Raw genomic sequence first — 13,689 nt, forward strand, 5'->3', positions numbered from 1 at the left:
CCATGACCGGCAAAGTTCGCACCCGCATCGCTCCGTCTCCCACCGGCTTCCTTCACCTGGGCACGGCCCGCACCGCGCTCTACTCGTGGGCCTACGCGCGCCACCATGGCGGCGAGTTCGTGCTGCGCATCGAGGACACCGACGTGGCCCGCTCCACGCAGGACTCGACCGACCAGATCCTCGCTTCGATGCACTGGCTGGGCCTCGACTACGACGAGGGCCCGATCTACCAGATGCAGCGCCTTCTGCGCTACCGCGAAGTCATCGCGCAGATGCTCGCGGCCGGCACGGCCTACCACTGCTACTGCACGCCGGCCGAGCTCGACGAAATGCGCGAGGCGCAGCGCGCGCGCGGTGAGAAGACCCTGTACGACCGCCGCTGGCGCCCCGAGCCCGGCAAGGTGCTGCCGCCCGTGCCCGAAGGCGTGCCGCCCGTGGTGCGCTTTTGCAACCCGCCCGAAGGCGACGTGAGCTGGAACGACCTCGTCAAGGGCGAGATCACCATCAACAACCGCGAGATCGACGACCTCATCATCCTGCGGCCCGACGGTGTGCCCACCTACAACTTCGCGGTGGTGGTCGACGACTGGGACATGGCCATCACGCACGTGTTCCGCGGCGACGAGCACATCAACAACACGCCGTGGCAGATCAACATCTTCCGCGCGCTCGGCGCGCCGCTGCCCGCGTTCGGCCATGTGCCGGTGATCCTGGGCGACGACGGGCAGAAGCTCTCCAAGCGCCGCGGCGCCGTGAGCGTCACCGCCTACGAAGAGAACGGCTACCTGCCCGAAGCCATGCTCAACTACCTCGCGCGCCTTGGCTGGAGCCATGGCGACGACGAACTCTTCACCCGCGAGCAGATGGTGAGCTGGTTCGACGGCTCGCACCTGTCGAAGAGCCCCGCGCAGTGGGACGCCGCGAAGCTGGCGTGGGTGAATGCGCAATACATCAAGGCCAAGCCCGACGATGCGCTCGCGCCGCTCGTGGCTGCGCAGCTGCAAAAGCGCGGCATCGCCGCCGACGAGCGCCTGCCCGCCATCTGCGCGCTCTTCAAGGACCGTTGCGAAACCACGGTCGCGCTGGCCGACTGGGCCGCCGCGTTCTACACGGACGTGGCGCCGAGCGAAGCCGATCTCGCGCAGCACGTCACCGATGCGGTGAAGCCCGTCATCGCAACGCTCGCCGAGAAGCTCGCCAGCGTGGCAACGTGGGAAAAAGTTTCGATCGCCGCGGCCATCAAGGAAGTTTTGGCCGCCCATTCGGTGAAAATGCCTGTGTTGGCGATGCCGGTTCGCGTCCTCCTGATGGGAACACCGCAGACGCCATCCCTCGATTCGGTGCTCGCCATCTTTTCTCGTGAAAAAGTTATAGAGCGTTTGAAAAGGGCCTGATTTTTCGGGCTATAATTTGAGGCTCAACACGACGCAGGGTGATTCTGAAAAGAAGAGCCTGAAAGTCAAATGGGGGTATAGCTCAGCTGGGAGAGCGCTTGCATGGCATGCAAGAGGTCATCGGTTCGATCCCGTTTACCTCCACCATCAAAGTGTCGAGAAGATAAGTGCTGATCGCAGCACGGTTCCTAAGGTTTTGACCCTATCGTCTAGAGGCCTAGGACACCACCCTTTCACGGTGGCTACCGGGGTTCGAATCCCCGTAGGGTCGCCAGTTTCGCGCAAGTGAAGCAGGCACAAGTCGTCAGCACTTGGCTCCGCAGGGAGTGAACGTTGTCTACCAGGAGTGGTAGTTCAGTTGGTTAGAATACCGGCCTGTCACGCCGGGGGTCGCGGGTTCGAGTCCCGTCCACTCCGCCAATAAAATCAACGGGTTGCAGCAGAAATGCCGCAACCCGTTTTTCTTTGCCCGTCGCCGTGGGAACACCTATGGGAACACTTGAACTTGGTTTAAATGTTGAGTGCGGATCAGAGCGTAGACCTTTAGATTGAGCATGCTTGATGCCTATCGGAGTAGGCATCTCAAGCGAGCACAAGATCCTGGCGATGCCCTCACGCCCCCAATCCGCCGCCCCGAGGCCGCGTGAGCGGTGGTGACGCTGGCGCGGAAGCCGAAATTAATTTCGGCGATGACGAGATCTACCCCGGTACTGGCAGCGACGGGCCGGTGCGGTGGGACTCAAAAAGCATGGGTGGCCGATAGCGGGGAACTCGGCCCGCCATCGGAGCAGTTGAACCCGAGCGCGACACGCCTAGGATGAAGCAGCGGTCGGACGCGCAGAGCAGCGCGTTCGTCAATACATCACCCGATTTTCTTCGCGAACCCAAGCACCTTCATCGACCCCGTGAGCGTCTGCCTGGCCTTCCAGTAGCCCTCCCAGGGATCGCCGGTCTGGAATGACAGATGCTCGCGCGCAGTGGCGATGGTCCATTGCGAACCGCTTTTCAGCGTGGCGAGGTCGTCCCAGCTGACAGGCACGGACACGCCGAGACCCGGCCGGGCACGCGCGGAGAACGCGGCCGCGGTGGTCGCGCCGTGCCCGTTGCGCAGGTAGTCGACGAACAGCTTGCCGACTCGGTTGGCCGGACCGCTCTTGGCGACGAATCGCGAAGGTATCGCCCGCGCCAGGTGCTGCACGACCGCCTGCGAGAACGCCTTGACCGTGTCGTAGTCGAGCCTTGGCGCCAACGGCACGACGACATGGAGCCCCTTGCCACCGCTCGTCTTCAACCAGGACGCCAGGCCCAACTCCGACAGCAGCGTGCGCACGAGCGTGGCGGCCTCCTGCACATGCGGCCAGGACGTGCCTTCGCCTGGGTCCAAGTCGAAGATCATCCGGTCCGGCTTGTCGATGTTCTTCGCGAGCGAGTTCCATGTGTGGAACTCGATGACGTTCATCTGCGCCGCATTCGCCAGCGCCTGGGCCGTGCCCACCTCGAGCAGCCCCGCGTGACCGGGCCACAGCTTCTCGTCGAGCGCCCTGACGCCGGGGATGCTCAGCTTGTCGTCATGCTTCTGAAAGAACAGCTCACCCTGGACACCGGTGGGTCCTCGCACCAGCGAGCAGGGTCGGCCTTGGAGATGCGGCAGCATCCATTCGGCCACCGACTCGTAGTAGCGCACCAGGTCGAGCTTCGTGAGGCCCGTGCTCGGGTCGATGACGCGCTCGGCGTTGCTGACCTTGACGCTACCGGCCGCCGCCTTGCCGGCCGGTTTCGACGGTCCAGGGCCCACCTGCTTCGCCGTCTCGCGCACGATGACGCTGGCCGGCTTGTCGGTGCGCAGGGAGACGTACGACGCATGCCGGATCTGCCCCTCGGGCGTCCACTCGGCAAACTCGACCTCGGCGACCGTGACCGGCTTCACCCACCGTTCGCTGCCCGCCACCCGCTTCGACCACCGCCCCGGCTTGCTGGCGCCGGCGGCGAACGGCGGCTTGGGCACTTCGAGCTTGGCGAGCTTGCGCTTGATGTCCTGCGCTTCGGCCGAATCCCAGCCCGTGCCGACGCTGCCGACGGAAACCAGGTCGCCGTTCGGCCCGTGCACGCCGAGCAGGAGACTGCCGATCTGCGGCGACCCGTCGGTCCGGTCGGTGTAGCCGCACACCACGAACTCCTGGCGCTGCTTGCACTTGAGCTTGAGCCAGGTCTCCGATCGCCTGGACACGTAGGGCGCGTCGAGGCGCTTGGCTATCACGCCCTCGAGGTTCATCCGGCAGGCCGAACTGAGGATGGAGGCCGGGTCGGATTCGAAATCGGCGCTGTACCGGACGTGTTCCGTGGCCCGTTCGTCCAGCAGCGCCTTCAGCAACTGGCGCCGGGCGCCGAGCGCCACCTCCCGCAGGTCATACCCCTCGAAGTACGGCACGTCGAACAGGAACAGCACGATCGCGTCGCTGCCGGCGCCGCGGTCAAAGGCTTTTTGAAGCGCATTGAAACTTGGCAGGCCCTGCGCGTCCAGCACCACGATCTCGCCGTCGAGCCAGGCGGACTTGAGGCCCATCTGCTCCAGTTCCTGGACCAGCCGCGGCATCCTGGCGGACCAGTCATGGCCGCCGCGGGTGATGAGCGACGCCTTGCCGCCCTGGATCCGGGCCATGACGCGGTAGCCGTCGAACTTGATCTCGTAGACCCACTCGCCGTCGGCCGGCACCCCGGTCGCCAGCGTCGCGAGCTGCGGCGAAATGGTGGCAGGCATAGGCGCCTTCTTCGCGCCGGGAACGGCAGCGCGCCCCTTGGCAGTCTTCTTTGGGCTCGGCGCGATCTCGCCCGTCTTCGCCTTGGCGCGCGGCGCGGGCGTCGGCGGCCTCACCGCGCGCAGCGGTTTCGCAATGACGCTGTCGGGCAGCGCGGACACGACGTCGTAGTCGGCCTTGGCGCGGGCGAACTCGTCGCGCTTCTTGAACAGCAGCCAGGGCTCCTGCTTCTCGCCGCCCTTGGCGATCTTCACGAGCTCCCAGAGCCCTTCCATCTTCTGGCCATGCATGCGGAAGACCAGCTTTCCCTTGGCGAGGCCCTCGTGCGGATCGCCGACGGGCTCCCAGGTCCCGTGGTCCCAGACGATCACCGTGCCGGCGCCGTATTGCTTCGGAGGAATGGTCCCCTCGAAGGAGCCGTACGACAGCGGGTGGTCTTCCACATGGATCGCCATCCGCTTGTCGGCGGGGTCGTAGCTCGGCCCTTTGGGCACGGCCCAGGAGAGGAGGACGCCGTCGAGTTCCAGCCGGAAATCGTAGTGGAGACGCGACGCATCATGCTTCTGAATCACGAAGGACAGGGCCTTGCCGGGCCTGGCGCGCTGCCCGCGCGGCTCGGACGTGACCGCGAAATCCCGCTTGGCCCAGTACCGGGCCAGCGGGTCGGCGGTGGTGTCGCGGGCGGCCATGGTGGCAACTGTCGGAACGGGCAACCGGCGCGCAAGACGGTCGCCGGCGCATCCGGCTGTGGGACGTGCCCTCCAACGGAACTCGCCTCCGTCCGTCGCTGCGCTTCCTTGCACCCCATCACCTTGAGGACTCGCTGTCGACATGGTCGTCGACGGAGAACGCATCGCAGGAGACCCCCATGGCAGATGACAAGAGCAAACCGGGCGGCCAGGACCGCACACGCATCAACGTGAACGAGGACTACGAACTGCGCGACTGGTCGAAGAAGCTCGGCGTCACGCCCGAGCAGTTGAAGGCCGCGGTCAAGGCCGTCGGCACCAGTGCCGAGGCGGTCGAAAAGCATCTCAAGGGCAAATAGAGGGCGTTGATCGCGCTAGGTGCCTTCGTCGCCCGAGGGTGCCTGCGACTCGCGCGTGAGGCGCCGGTAGGCGCTGAAGTGCCGCAGGGCGGCCTGGGGATCTTCAAGCTGCTCGTGCAGCCGCCCCAGGTTGTAGTGGGCATCCGCTAGCCCCGGGTCGAGTTCGAGCGCGCGGGCATAAGCCTGCGCCGCGGCCGCGAGCTGGCCCGCATCCTCCAGCGCAATGGCGTAGTTGAAGTGCATGGGCGCGGAGTCCGCGATGGTTGGAAGCGCCTTCTCGTACAGCTGGACCGCCTCGGCGCAGCGGTGGGTGTCGCACAGCAGCGCTCCGAGGTTCAGGACGGCGTCCACGAAATCGGGTGCGGCCTCGAGGGCCGACCTGTACGCCGCTTCGGCGCCTGCCGGGTCGGTTTCCTCCAGCGATGCACCGAGGTTCACGAGCGCCTCGGGGGTCTGGTCGGTGACGCTCGCGGGCTTCTCGGGGGTCCTCGGATCGATGAAGGCGAGCTCCCCACCGTTCGACGTCACCTCGAAATCCATCAGCATCTGCCCCGAGGTCGCCTCCCAGGTGCTGTCCCTTGTCCGCACGGCGACCTCCTCGCCCACGGCGGAAATGCGCAGGCCCGTGAGTGGCAGCTCTCGCGGCAGGGAGGCCCTGAGGCTTTGCAGCGAGCGCAGGATCTTGCGAGGGGGGATGTGTGCCTGCTGGAGGTCGTAGGCCGTGCGCAGGAGCATGACGTCCCGGAACTCGAAGCGATGCTCGTTGCGGCGCCCGCGGGTCGGCGACACGAAGCCTGCACGCACCAGGCGATCGATGATCGCCCTCGAGATGCCCAGCATCTGCTGGACCCTTCGAACGGTGTAGCCTTCGCTCGCCTCGGACTTCACTTCTTCGCTCGTGCGCGGGAGGGCGCCGGGGCGGGAGCTGGGGTGCTCGCCGGCGCGCGGCGTGCCGACTTGCGCTCCTTCGCCTCCAGCATCGGCGTGACGTTGGTCCGCGCCGACTTGGCGGCCGGCTTGCCCGACCGATCTCCGCCCGAGGCGGCCTTGCTGCCGAGGCTGGCCTTCAGCGCATCCATCAGGTCGATGACCTGGCCGCTGGTGGCATCCTCGGTGTGGGCGGAGGCCACGATCTGCTTGCCGGCGATCTTCTCGTCGATGGCCGCGAGGACCCGTTGCTTCTCCTCGTCCTCGAACTGGGTCGGATCGAAGGTCTCCTGCGAGATCTGTTCGATGAGCTGGAGCGCGAGCTGCAACTCGGCCGGCGCGACCGTGACTTTTTCGATGTCCAGGTCCCGCAGGGAGCGGACCTCGTCGGCGTACAGGAGCTGCTGCAGGATGAGACCGTCCTCGACGGGGCGGACCTGCACGACATGCTGCTTGGCCTTCCATGCCCACTTCGCCAGCGCGCAGCGGCCGCTCTTGCGCATCGCGTCGGCGAGCAGCGCATAGGGCTTGCCGCCGCGCTTGTCCGGCGCCAGCAGATAGGCCTTGTCGTAGAACACCGGGTCGATGGTCTTGATCGGGACAAAGGCCACGATCTCGATGACGTGGCTGCTCCCCTCCTCGAGGGCCTTCAGCTCCTCGGGAGTGAAGAGGACGAAATGGTCCTTCTCGAACTCGTAGCCCTTGACCATCTCCGATCGCTCGACCACTTTGCGGGTCTTCTCGGAGATGTACTGCTGCTTCACGCGCTCGCCCTTCTTGGTGAGCATGTTGAAGCGGATTTCGCTGGAGCTCTCCGTGGCGGAGTAGAGGCGCACGGGGATCGAGACCAGGCCGAAGCTGAGCGTGAGCGACGCGATCGAACGGGCTGCCATGCGGACTCCTCAACGCCTTTAAAGGCGAAACGCCGCCTGCCCGACGCAGGCGAGAGAAGATGCTAGGCCTCGGTATTGCAGCGCGTCAATGGCCGACAGCTCCATGGTCCGTAGGAGAACTTCTGCCTCACAGCTGCGAAAGGGCAACCACCTCGTGCGGAAACATAAGGATAGGAAGCACTGGGTTTTCCGCTTTGTAGCGATTGCTGTCCGTTGAGTCCGCGGCGCCAACGTCAGCTCTGTGACCGATTGCTGCCACTGAAGCGCTGACCAGGCATCAACGTTCGTGACACGGTGCCTCAGGCTTCTCCATGTCCGTGCGTCGGACTGGTCAAAAAAATGAACTCGTCACGGGAGGGATCAACGCCCCACCGCTTGGTCACCGTTCGCTGCGATGTTAAAGCCTCGCCGTGTGCTCGCTCCGATAATGCCGTATGCCAACCCTCGCCGACTTCCGCATGCCACCGCCCAGATCGTGGGACGAATTCGAGGCCATTGTGTGCTCCGCAGCGAAGAATCGTTGGGGAAACCCTGAATTCACTCGCCATGGCAGGCAAGGCCAGCGGCAGAACGGCGTAGATGTCTTCGGCCAGGATGACAAGGGCCGCTTGGTGGGCCTTCAGTGTAAGAACACTCTGGATGGTCTCACGGACGCAACTATCAGCGCCGAGGTGGAGAAGGCCGAGTCTTTCAAGCCTGCGCTCCAACAGCTTTTCGTGGTTACCACCGCCGACACAGACAAGCACTTGCAGGAATTCGTGCGCGAATTGTCTGAGCAGCGTTTAAAGGCCGGCAGCTTCGAGGTCGCCGTCCTGTTTTGGCCAGACGTCTGGCTCGATCTGACGCGCGACGAGTCCAGGCTGTTTCAGCACTATCCCCATCTGCGCGGCGGGGCGGTCGCTGCACAAGAGCCCTCGCACGACCAGCGCCTGTACGACGCCCTCAAAAGCCACTCTCGGGTTCGAGCCGGCGATAAGACTCCTTCGCGACCACGATTTCGGGGGGCCGTTTCAACGCAACGCAATCCAGCCACTTTTCGACTTCTACGAAACCTGGGACTCTCCTGAGAAGCAGTTTATCGACAAGGAGTTGCAGGCAGGCCTCGAGGCGCTCTACAAGGCCGCGGCCGAGCTATCTGACCACCTTGTGGAAAAGACCGTTCCCGTCGGAAACGGTACCTTCGCGTCCGTGTTTCCGGACAGTCTCAGAGCTCTCGGCCCTCGGCCCGACTGGGTGAGAGAAGAGGCGCGCGTGCTCAATGAACAGGCCCACTTGTTCGTTCCGCTCTACGAGCAGTTCGTGCTTAGGTGCCGCGACAAGCTCGTCCGCTAGGTGCCGGACGATCGCCTATCGAGCGCGCACCGGCGTAAGGACTGGGGTTGGCGAGCAGACAACGACATGGCGCGCACCGCGCGTTAACGCGACGTACAAGTTCTGAGCCGTCATCAGTTCCGGATGAAGGACAACTGCGACGTCTGCCTCGAGCCCTTTGAGCAGGAGAGTGCTTCCCACGGAGCGTCGCGCAATCGGGCGTCCACGGTGACGGTTGCGCTCGCGGGCCTGGACCGCGGCGCTCAGCAGATCGATCTCGCCACTCGCAGCAGCCTGCATGGCTGATTGGCAGCCATGCAGCACCTCAGGGCGGTACACGCGGGAGCCAGGCTGGTTTGAGAGGGCCTCTAAAACGCGCAGCGCGCGTTTCAGGGTCGGCTCCGCGACGAACGCTACGGCCTCTGCCTCAGTTGGTGTCGGCGGAGTCCGCGCTCTCCCATTCCGCAAAGACTCGACGCGCGGCAGTAAGGCTGCGGGGCCGACGCCGGTCATTACGCTCGATGCGAACTCGGCGAGTTGCGACAACGGTTCCGCACCTTGCAGGTCGAACTGCCCAGCAAAATTCACAAGGTCGCGTAGATCGACGGACTCGACGGTCATCGCGCCGGGGGTCTGACTCGTGACCTGATAGCGTCCTTGCGCGTTGATGGCATCGCCGATGATAAGCACGGTCCCCTGTGCATTGGGAGCGTTGGTCCGAGCTGCGAAAAGGCGCTGCTGAACTTCAGTTCCTGCATTGAGCTGTACCCAGCGAACCTCGGCCGGCGCAGTACGCAGGTCAACCGGTTGCCCCGCCTGCAGCTGCTGCCTAACCGCGAGCAACCACTGCCCGAGATTTTCTGCACCAGCAAGGCGCCACCGCCATGGCGTATCGAGCTGACCGGCGCCCGGAAAGTCAACCTGGACCTCGTTGTCCCAATGGACCAGGCGATTCGCGCCGAATCCGAAGATCGCCTGCATCGGATCACCGAGCACGCAGGTCGGCAGCGTCTGCGCAAGCCCAGAGACGACGGCGTGCTGGACCACGTTGCAGTCTTGGTACTCGTCGACGAGCAGCCTCGCATACGTCGCTCGCAGCGGCTGGACAAGGTGACCCGCCGCTAGCAGCCGCCTGGCGGCTTCGCGAATCGCCGGGTAGTCCGTGCCGGGACGGTGCAACTCCAGAATTTCAGGGTTGTGACCGCTCCTCGCGGGAAACCTCGCGATCAGCCTCATCGCGAAGCCGTCGATTGTTGAGACGCGGTATGCGGCAGCTGAAACGCCCGCTCGCTTCAGCCTCGTGCGTAGAGCCGTCACGCCCGCGTTTGTGTGCGTAAGAACAAGTATCGGCCGCGGCTGCGTGTGGGATGCGAGGGTCTCGGCGATCAACTGCGTCTTCCCGCAACCTGCAGGAGCCGTGACCGAGCCCCTCCCGATGGCGAAAAGGTCGATTTCAGGCGGCACTGGTGAAGGCCCAGAGTTGGTCAGTTACCGCCTTAAAGCCAGGCTCAGCTTGGTCAAGCATTGGCCAGACAACATCCTTCGCGACCTCTTGATAGGTGGTCAACGACTTGAACCATCCGTTGTTCCGGATTCGTGAGGCGGCGCCGAGTAGTTCCCGAGTGGCGACCTGATAGGCTCCACGTTGGCGTTCAGCCCTGATGTCAGCCAGAGCGCGCTGGCCCTGGGACCTCGTCCGGATGTGGTCGTTCATCAAGTCGACGCCGGCCAACTCCTCGGCTTTCATTAGAAGCGCGTCGAGAGCGGCGTCAGGGAGGTAGCGGAACATCTCGTCCTCAAGCGTCAAACCCGGCCGCCACGTAAGCACCTGACCGCCAGCGGCCACGAACGCCTCCGGCACACCCGGCGCACACGGTTTGTCAGCGTCCACGAACACAAGCACTCGATAGCCCAGATTCAGCAGCGCTGTACCTCGCGCAAAACTGTTGTCCGGACTCCCCCCGCCCGCGTTGACGTACGACCCGCCGAGGGCCAGGAACGAGCGTGCTCCTGCGTGCGACCAGGCCTGATCAAGTCCACGAGCGAACCCGACCTCACTAGCTCCCTCGCACACGATGGCGGACCTTGCCAGAAAAGCCTCTGGATCAGCACGAAGCGTGCTCTGCACCTCGTTGCTGGTTCCTGCGAGCTTGACGACGTGGTGGCCACCCATGGATCGGACAACGAACAGTTGACTGCCAGACAGCTCGCGCAGCGCGACGGGCGAGTGCGTGGTTAAGAACACCTGTAGTGGTGGTGCCGCCGCCTCTTTCGCCCCCAACGAATCAAGGAACCGCATGAGCCGATGAGGCTCAAGCCCGTGCTCGACTTCATCAACCAGCGCAATTGGTGCTGTGCCAGCCGCCGCCCGTTGAAGGCCTGCCACGAGCAGCCGCGAGGATCCCGTCCCAAGCGAACGGAGCGGAATGCCAGTCTCTCCGTGCAAGGCGATGGCGCCATCGCCAATTGACACGGAATGGGCGTCCAGGAGCGCCTGAGGCATGGCCCCAACCGGAACGCCCAGACTGTTGGCGGTCTGCCGGACCACCTCCAACGTCTGGCTGAGATGGGCGGCTGCCTGGTTTCCGAAGTTCGCCCTCGCCTGTCTTGCTGCGCGCGCGAGCTCAGCGCCCAGTTCGACCCGTTCGTCTGTAATGCGGTTGAGGACCGAGCTACGGCTCCAGGACAAGTTGGAGCTCGCAAAGCTTCCGATGCGGGCCGGTACCAAGGCGGAGCGCTCTTTCCAGGGCAGCGTGCGTTCGAGCCGCTGTTGCTCCGCACGCACGGAGAAGAGCGACCAAGTGGGTTCCAGATCGGCTGCCACCTGCAGGCGAAGCGTGATGACGGTCTCGATGCCTACCCCAGGTTCATCCTCCACCAAGCCGATCACTGGGTTGAAGCCTCTCAAGAACTCGCCGTAGACATCAATGTCCATAAGCGAAGCGGGCAGTTCCCCCAGCGTCACGCAGATGGTGATTGGCACGTCGACATTCATGGCGAAGAAGTCCATGTCCCCCAGTGCGCTGGTGCGACGGGCACCGAGGCAGAGGTCAATGGCATCGAGAATCGTGGACTTGCCGCTGTCCCCGGGTCCGATGAGACAGTTGACGCCAGCGGACGGTGCCCAGTTGAGCGACTGGATGGACCGGAAGTTTTGAATTTCAAGGCGTCGGATGCGGGGCAAGAGCAACTCCAAGGGATAGTAATTGTCAGCTTTTCGGGACGTGCCATGGCCAAGGTGCCAGTTCCGACCCGATGTACGCGAGTTGTTGCGGACTGCCTGCTGGTAATGGCTGAGACGACACTGACCGGCAATGACCGCTCAGACGACTCGCTGAACGGGTAGCCTACAGCTGTTCTGCATACATGCGCAGGATGCGTTTGTTCCCCGCACAGTGAGGGCAGTAGTCTCCGTGCAACACGCCGGTGCCTTGGCAAGGTGGGCATTTCACCAAGTCGAACGGAGTTAGATCTAGACGCTCCACAGCGATTGCAGGCATCTTTCCTTCGCCTCCGCATGGGGGGCAGTCGTTGTCAAGGAAGGAGCCCGACCCGCCGCACAGCGGACAAGGCTGTAGATCGTACTTAGACACTTCGACCATATCCGCGCTACGGCGCGGCATCGCTCGTTCGCCATGGCATTCTGGACAGGTCTCTCCCTCGTAGCGCCCATCACCCTCGCACAGCGGGCACTTAACTTCGTCGTACTGCGAGAGGTCCACTCGATTGGCCGCCCAAGCAGGCATCTCGCCCTCTGCTCCGCACTCTGGACAATCCTCGCCCTGCCAGCGCCTGGCCCCCTCGCACAAGGGACACTGGACCATCTCGAATTCGGTGAAGTCAATCCTATCGGCGATTCGCTTCTCGAATTGACCCTCGCCTCCACACGCAGGGCAGGACTCGCTTTCGTGGCGGCCAGAGCCATTGCAAAGCCGGCAGGCAATAAGCTCGAAGTCACTCAGGTCAATCTTCATCCCTTCCGCCACGGCACCGTCACCGCTGCACACTGGACACTCGTAGCCGTTGTGAGTTTTTGACCCGTGGCATAGCGGGCAAGAGACCAGTCCGCTCTTCTCCAAGAACTCAACTTCGTAGGCCGCCGCTGCCGCCAACTGGTCTTCGATGCCGGCCGAGGAACCACCTGCAGCCTCCAAGTCGTTCGCCATCTGCGTCAGTAGGGGCTGAACCTCCGCGACCTTTGATTGCGAAGCTAGCTGGGGAAGCAGCGTTAAGGTCTGAGTGGCCAGCTGCTCGAACGCATGAACTTCGACACTCGTCTTCGCCGAAATTAGTTGCCTGTGCATGAGCTTGCACAACGACAACGTCGCTGCGATCTGAATCCCAATTTCAGCCTGCCCTAGCCAAGCAGCACGTCGGAAGTGCTGCAGGCCGATCTTCAATCCGACAATGGTTTCGTTATCGGCGCCTTTCGGACCAAATGAACCGTTATCGAGCTTGGTGTGATGGTTGGCACATAGCCAGATCAGATTGTGAGGATGGTTGTTTTTGCTGATGTGCACCGGCTCAATGTGAGCCGCTTCTCCAGCCTGGCCGGAGGTCTTGCAAAGGGCACACTCCAAGTTCGCCTCCACGCGAATCTCATTCCTGATCTGTTCGGGCATGCCCGGCCGCGATTTGCCGGAAGGAACTGGCCACGGGGCGCGCAGCCATTTGTCGTAGGCACGCAGTTCTGCCCCCTCGAAGTGGTAGACGCCGTCGACCTCCTTCGACGCGGAAAGACGTCGCTTGTCTTTCCACTTTACTTGGTGGCCTACCATGTGCCGGAGGAGCTCCGGCGACATGCGCAGCAACGCGGCTGCTTGGTACTGATTCAAGAGGTTGGCGTCCATCGACTACTGTTATCGTGCGTTAGACCACAAGAGACGCCAGGCGGCAGCCCCGCGTCACGTTTTGGTCGGGCATGGCCCGACGCCTTGAATCCTATCTGCTGGCAGCGGTCCTTCCGCTGCGCTGGCGAGTCGTAGTCAGCGCCGCCGGAGCTCGGCGGGGCATATGCACGGCCGCTCAGGCTGTTAGGAACAGACAGGTATTGCCGTCGACCGGCTAATCCTCAAAGGCCAGGAAGCACCGATCGTCACGAACAGTGCTGATGTTTTGATTGTCGCCGAGGTCGCAGAGGATCAAGTCTGAGCGATCAGGCCGTTCAGGATGCATCGTCGGTGGCTGACCGTCCGCTCCCGTCAAGGCCAGTCATCGAGCGCTCGAGAGCGACGGACCGCAGTCAGTCTGGAGCGGGCATACCTGAAGGGCGGCTACGCAGCGGTTGCCGCCAGTCAAAGCCTAAAGCTGGATGGCGGCGCTTGGCTGGTTGCGAACGTTCAATGCTGCCGTTCGGTTTG

9 protein-coding genes and 3 tRNA genes are annotated in these 13,689 nt (G+C 63.7%); 6 read left to right on the forward strand and 6 right to left on the reverse strand.

The genetic code is table 11. The features are described 5' to 3' along the window. Nucleotides 1–2: 2 nt before the first annotated feature. From gltX to QFZ47_RS20025, 4 genes are all read left to right on the forward strand, one after another. Nucleotides 3–1,394 carry a glutamate--tRNA ligase gene (gene gltX / locus QFZ47_RS20010; protein WP_307657285.1) on the forward strand — a complete coding sequence of 464 codons (1,392 nt, stop codon included), beginning with the start codon at nt 3–5 and terminating at the stop codon, nt 1,392–1,394. Between the two features lie 71 nt (nt 1,395–1,465). After that, a tRNA-Ala gene (locus QFZ47_RS20015) sits at nt 1,466–1,541 on the forward strand. Nucleotides 1,542–1,592: 51 nt separating this feature from the next. Next, nucleotides 1,593–1,668, forward strand: a tRNA-Glu gene (locus tag QFZ47_RS20020). A gap of 69 nt (nt 1,669–1,737) precedes the next feature. Beyond that, nucleotides 1,738–1,814, forward strand: a tRNA-Asp gene (locus QFZ47_RS20025). A gap of 442 nt (nt 1,815–2,256) precedes the next feature. On the opposite strand, the gene ligD is transcribed toward QFZ47_RS20025, so the two are convergent. After that, nucleotides 2,257–4,839 (reverse strand): DNA ligase D, encoded by a 2,583-nt coding sequence (gene ligD / locus QFZ47_RS20030; RefSeq protein ID WP_307657286.1) that lies wholly within the window; start codon nt 4,837–4,839, stop codon nt 2,257–2,259. A 179-nt stretch (nt 4,840–5,018) separates the two neighbouring features. On the opposite strand from ligD, the gene QFZ47_RS20035 reads away from it, so the two are divergent. Next, the gene (locus QFZ47_RS20035) at nt 5,019–5,198 is read left to right on the forward strand and encodes a DUF3606 domain-containing protein (protein ID WP_145746479.1); all 180 of its coding nucleotides are present in this window, start codon (nt 5,019–5,021) and stop codon (nt 5,196–5,198) included. Between the two features lie 15 nt (nt 5,199–5,213). On the opposite strand, the gene QFZ47_RS20040 is transcribed toward QFZ47_RS20035, so the two are convergent. Together QFZ47_RS20040 and ku are read right to left on the reverse strand one after the other, a co-directional pair. Beyond that, the gene (locus tag QFZ47_RS20040) at nt 5,214–6,086 is read right to left on the reverse strand and encodes a tetratricopeptide repeat protein (RefSeq protein ID WP_307657287.1); all 873 of its coding nucleotides are present in this window, start codon (nt 6,084–6,086) and stop codon (nt 5,214–5,216) included. Next, nucleotides 6,083–7,018 (reverse strand): non-homologous end joining protein Ku, encoded by a 936-nt coding sequence (gene ku / locus QFZ47_RS20045; RefSeq protein WP_307657288.1) that lies wholly within the window; start codon nt 7,016–7,018, stop codon nt 6,083–6,085. The genes QFZ47_RS20040 and ku overlap by 4 nt, the downstream gene beginning before the upstream one ends. A gap of 434 nt (nt 7,019–7,452) precedes the next feature. Here ku and QFZ47_RS20050 point away from each other — a divergent pair, with 434 nt between their 5' ends. Continuing rightward, nucleotides 7,453–8,085, forward strand: coding sequence for a hypothetical protein (locus QFZ47_RS20050; protein WP_307657289.1), 633 nt, complete (start codon nt 7,453–7,455; stop codon nt 8,083–8,085). Nucleotides 8,086–8,365: 280 nt separating this feature from the next. Here the strand turns inward: QFZ47_RS20050 and QFZ47_RS20055 are convergent, their stop codons facing one another. The 3 genes from QFZ47_RS20055 to QFZ47_RS20065 form a co-directional block, all read right to left on the reverse strand. Further along, nucleotides 8,366–9,793, reverse strand: a complete 1,428-nt coding sequence (locus QFZ47_RS20055; RefSeq protein ID WP_307657290.1) for a UvrD-helicase domain-containing protein — start codon at nt 9,791–9,793, stop codon at nt 8,366–8,368. Continuing rightward, nucleotides 9,783–11,513, reverse strand: a complete 1,731-nt coding sequence (locus QFZ47_RS20060) for an ATP-dependent nuclease (RefSeq protein ID WP_307657291.1) — start codon at nt 11,511–11,513, stop codon at nt 9,783–9,785. The genes QFZ47_RS20055 and QFZ47_RS20060 overlap by 11 nt, the downstream gene beginning before the upstream one ends. Nucleotides 11,514–11,676: 163 nt before the next feature. Next, nucleotides 11,677–13,179 carry an HNH endonuclease gene (locus QFZ47_RS20065; protein ID WP_307657292.1) on the reverse strand — a complete coding sequence of 501 codons (1,503 nt, stop codon included), beginning with the start codon at nt 13,177–13,179 and terminating at the stop codon, nt 11,677–11,679. Between the last annotated feature and the right edge of the window lie 510 nt (nt 13,180–13,689).

The sequence above is a fragment of the Variovorax paradoxus genome, assembly GCF_030815975.1.
Taxonomy (GTDB): domain Bacteria; phylum Pseudomonadota; class Gammaproteobacteria; order Burkholderiales; family Burkholderiaceae_C; genus Variovorax; species Variovorax paradoxus_N.